The organism is Myceligenerans indicum (genome assembly GCF_016742955.1).
GTDB classification, from domain to species: Bacteria; Actinomycetota; Actinomycetes; order Actinomycetales; family Cellulomonadaceae; genus Myceligenerans; species Myceligenerans indicum.
The window spans coordinates 1-3,810 of sequence record NZ_JABBYC010000104.1; the positions used below are offsets into that span (position 1 = coordinate 1).

Consider the following 3,810-nt stretch of genomic DNA (forward strand, 5'->3'; position numbering starts at 1 on the left):
AGATGTGTATAAGAGACAGGAGGCGGCGTGGCCGCAGAGGGGAAGCGCGGCGAGAGGGAGTGGGGTGAGGGAGTCGGGGTGAGGGAGTGGAGTGAGGCGGGGCGGGTCGGCGCCGTTCAGCGACCCGGCGTCGAGGCGCGCAGGACGACCTCGCCGTGGACCAGGACCGAGCCCGGCGCGGTCGACTCCAGGCCCTCGGCCGTCCCGGCGCCGGATCCTGGCTCGGCCTCCGGCCCCTCGGTCGTCGCGGCGCCGGATCCCGGCCGGGCGTCCGGCCCCTCGGCCGTTCCGGCGCCGGATCCCCGCCCGGCGTCCAGACCGGCAGGTACGCCGAGTGCCAGGCGGGTCGCGGCCTCGCCGATCCGCTCGAGCGCGATGTGGACCGTGGTCAGCGCCGGAACCACGTCCCGCAGCGTGGGGATGTCGTCGAAGCCCGCGACGGCGACGTCGTCGGGCACCCGCAGGCCGGCGTCGCGTACCGCGGCCATCGCGCCCACGGCCATCACGTCGTTGACGGCGAAGACGAGCTCGGGAAGGCTGCCGTCCCCGTCCCCGTCCCCGCCGGCGGCCTTGCCCGACCGCGCGATCAGCTCCGTCATCGCGGCGTATCCGCCGTCCCGCGTGAACTCGCCCGGGACGACGTCGTCGTCGCGCACCGTGCGGCCCAGCGACGTGAGCGCGTCGCGGAAACCGGTGCTGCGGTCGGCGGCCGTCCGCAGGTTCGCCGGACCGGACAGGACCGCGAACCGCCGGTAGCCGAGCCGGTCCAGCTCGCGCGCGAGCGCGGCCGCGCCGCCCGCGTTGTCGATCTCGACCACCGGCAGGTCCCCGATCGGCTGGCCGATCGTGGCCACGCCGCCGCCCGAGTCGCGGAAGGACGTCAGGGTGCCCTCCAGGTCCGGGGCCGCGTCGGGAGATCCGGCGCCGGGCGCCACCCGGCTGCCGGCGAGGATCACGGCCCGCCCCCGCTGCCTGCTCACCAGTTCGACGAACGCCCGCTCCCGCTCCGGACGCAGCTGCGTCGACGCGAGCGTGACGATCACGCCCTCGGCCTCGGCGGCACGCATGACGCCGGAGGCGATCGCGGAGAAGTACGGGTCCGCGATGTCGTGCACCACCAGCCCGAGCGCGGCCGTGCGGCCACGCGCCATCGCCTGGGCGCTCGGGTCCGGGACGTAGCCGAGCCGCTGCGCCGCCGCCATGACGCGGTCGCGCAGCTCGGGGCGGACGGTGCGGGTGGCGCTCCCGTTGATCGCTCGGGAGGCGGTGGCCAGCGAGACGCCCGCTTCGCGGGCGACGCGGCTGAGCGTGACAGGGCCGTCGGACATGAGGTCATCCTGCCGCAAACTGAACGACGACGGCGCGGGCGTGCCGGCTGCGTGTCCGCAAGCCGCCGCCCCGGCGAGGTCTCGCCGGGGCGGCAGCACGTCCGCGGCACGTCGCGCGGACGGCGCGGGCGCGGGAGGTCAGACGCGTGTCAGGCGCCGTCCCGCCTCCTTGTGCGCGCGCTCGATCACCTGGGTGTAGCCCGCGATCATCCGCACGTGGCTGAACCGTGGGCGGGCGGCGTCACGTGCCGGCCGCAGGGACTCGCGGCGCGCCCCTGCCTCGATCCAGGTCGCGGCGATCTCGACGGGGTCGTACGACGTGACGAAGCCGATCCCGGACACGATCGACGGGGCGTCCCCGACCGGCGTCGTCACGGGCACGGCCCCGCACATCGCGCCCTCGATGAGGCACAGCGGCGCGGCCTCGCCGAACGCGGAGGTCAGGGCGACGACGTCGGCCGCCGCGTACAGCAGCTCCATGTCGTGCCGGACGCCGAGCAGCTGCAGTCGGCCGAGAAGGTCGGGGCGGTCGCCGAAGATCCGGGTGAGGTCGTCGGCGAGGTCCGGGTTCGCGCCGGTCATCCCGGCCCCGCACATCAGCACCTGACCGGACGGCTGCAGGTCGAGGAACTCCCGGGCGGACCGCAGGAACAGCTCGGGGTTCTTCATCGCGTCGTAGCGGGCCGCGTAGACCACGGCGGTGGACTCCGGCGCGATCCCGAGCGACCCGCGCAGCGCGAGGCGCCGCGCGCCACGCACCGGACGGAAGCGGACCAGGTTGATCCCGTTCGGGACGACCTTGAGCAGCTCGGCCGGAACGCCGGCCTGCTGGTAGGCGTCGCGGGTGGACTCCGCGCAGCACACGACGGCGGAGAGCTTGCCGAGCTCGGCCGCCGTGATCAGGTCGTCGAGGGCGTGGCCCTGATGCTCCGGATCGGACCGGTGCAGGCAGGCGACCACGGGCTTGTGCGGGAACCCTGGCTGGTTCACGAGCCGCAGCGGCTGCTCCTTGAGCGACAGGATCACGTCGGCCGTCCTGGCCTGGCGGACCGCCGCCGTCATCTCCGCGTCCGTGAAGCCGCGCGGATCGTGCTCCACCTCCGTGCTGCGCCCCAGCGACGTGACGCGCACGCCGGCGGCACGAAGCGCGCGGTAGCGCGGATCGTCCTCCATGCGTTGGAGCGTCGACTCCCGTTTGACCTCGTGGTGCAGGCTCAGCACCGAGTGCTGCTGCCGGCCCCCCTGGTGCAGGCCGGTCACGACCGTGGAGTGCAGGACACGGGCACCACCACTGAAGAAGCCCTCGTAGAGCGAGAGCACTCGCAATCCGTTGCGCTGGATCACAGACATCACCTCCGTCCTCACAGAGTGAGTGGCGGAGATGTGAGGCACGTGGCGTCAGGGTTACGGGCGGGTCACTTTTGACCGGAGATCTCGCGGGCACGTTTCCGCAAGGAAACCTCGGCACGGGTGCGGCCGACGGCGCGGCAACCCATCGCCGCCCATCGCCGCACCAGCCGCGGCTCGTCGCGGTAGAGCGCGGCTCCTCGGCGCAGCAGCGTGAGAACGGGCTTGCGCGACTCGGCGACGTCGCGGAGCAGCCGGAACCAGAAGGTGACGATGCGAGGCCTGGCCAGGCAGATCGCGTCGGCCAGGATGCCCTCTGCTCGGCAGGCCTCGACGAGCTCGGCGGCGAAGATGCCCTCCGCGATGACGAGCGGCGCGCCCCCGGTGTCGAGAATGTGCGAGCCGGTGCGCCGCGAGACGGGAATGTCGTAGACCGGAAGTTCCGCGCGGCCGGTGGTCGCGACCTCGCGCAAGGCTGCCAGGGCGGCCGCGGCGTCCCAGGAGGCCGGATGGTCCCAGTCGACGCTGCCGAACGCCTGTGGCAGGTCCGGGTGGTCGATGTCCCGGTAGAAGTCGTCAAGCTCGACGACAGGCATGCCGAGGCGGCGCGTCAGGGAGGACTTCCCGCATCCTGAAGGGCCTGTGAGCAGCGCGATCATCGTGCGTGGGTGACGGGTGCCGGGAGGCACGTCGAAGAGGGCGAGATCCAGGGGCTCCGCGGGGTCGGTCACGAGGGTCCATTGTCTCCTACGCGGCCATGCCTCTTTGCGACGGGGTGAAGTTTGGGTGGTGAACCTTGCCAGGGTGACCGTCTTGGAGACTATTGATGTGGATTGTTGTCGTAAATTTCACTCTTGCCAGGTGTATCGGTGGTGTAGCTTTTGCGCCGGACTGTTCCGGGCTGGCGCTGTGGAGCGGCTTCCTGACTTGTTCGCTAGGCCGTTGGAGGCTCACGGTGTCGGTTGGTTCGGTGCGGGGTGTCGGTGGTGTGGCCGGTGTTCTTGCCGCGGTGGCGGGTGGTGTCTCTTCGGCGTTCGGCGTGGTGACGGCGACGCGTTCCCGATCGGTGGTGGCGGCGGTGACGGCGGGGTCGTTGGCTGTCTCTTATACACATCTGACGCTGCCGACGATAAGG

General features: G+C 72.2%; 4 protein-coding genes. 1 reads left to right on the plus strand and 3 read right to left on the minus strand.

The genetic code is table 11. The features are described from left to right. Window positions 1–116: 116 nt before the first annotated feature. From HGK34_RS21975 to HGK34_RS21985, 3 genes are all read right to left on the minus strand, one after another. The gene (locus tag HGK34_RS21975; protein ID WP_201851519.1) at window positions 117–1,328 is read right to left on the minus strand and encodes a LacI family DNA-binding transcriptional regulator; all 1,212 of its coding nucleotides are present in this window, start codon (window positions 1,326–1,328) and stop codon (window positions 117–119) included. A gap of 138 nt (window positions 1,329–1,466) precedes the next feature. Further along, window positions 1,467–2,678 (minus strand): glycosyltransferase, encoded by a 1,212-nt coding sequence (locus HGK34_RS21980; protein WP_201851521.1) that lies wholly within the window; start codon window positions 2,676–2,678, stop codon window positions 1,467–1,469. A gap of 65 nt (window positions 2,679–2,743) precedes the next feature. Beyond that, window positions 2,744–3,406: a uridine kinase family protein gene (locus HGK34_RS21985; RefSeq protein ID WP_201851523.1), complete on the minus strand. Its 663-nt coding sequence runs from the start codon at window positions 3,404–3,406 to the stop codon at window positions 2,744–2,746. Window positions 3,407–3,630: 224 nt separating this feature from the next. Here HGK34_RS21985 and HGK34_RS22370 point away from each other — a divergent pair. Then, on the plus strand, window positions 3,631–3,810 hold a 180-nt coding region (locus HGK34_RS22370; RefSeq protein ID WP_207193650.1), incomplete at its 3' end, for a hypothetical protein.

Coding starts and splice junctions, on each gene's coding strand:
- HGK34_RS21975 (WP_201851519.1), bottom strand. CDS start 1,328: ATGTCCGACGGCCCTGTCACGCTCAGCCGCGTCGCCCGCGAAGCGGGC.
- HGK34_RS21980 (WP_201851521.1), bottom strand. CDS start 2,678: ATGTCTGTGATCCAGCGCAACGGATTGCGAGTGCTCTCGCTCTACGAG.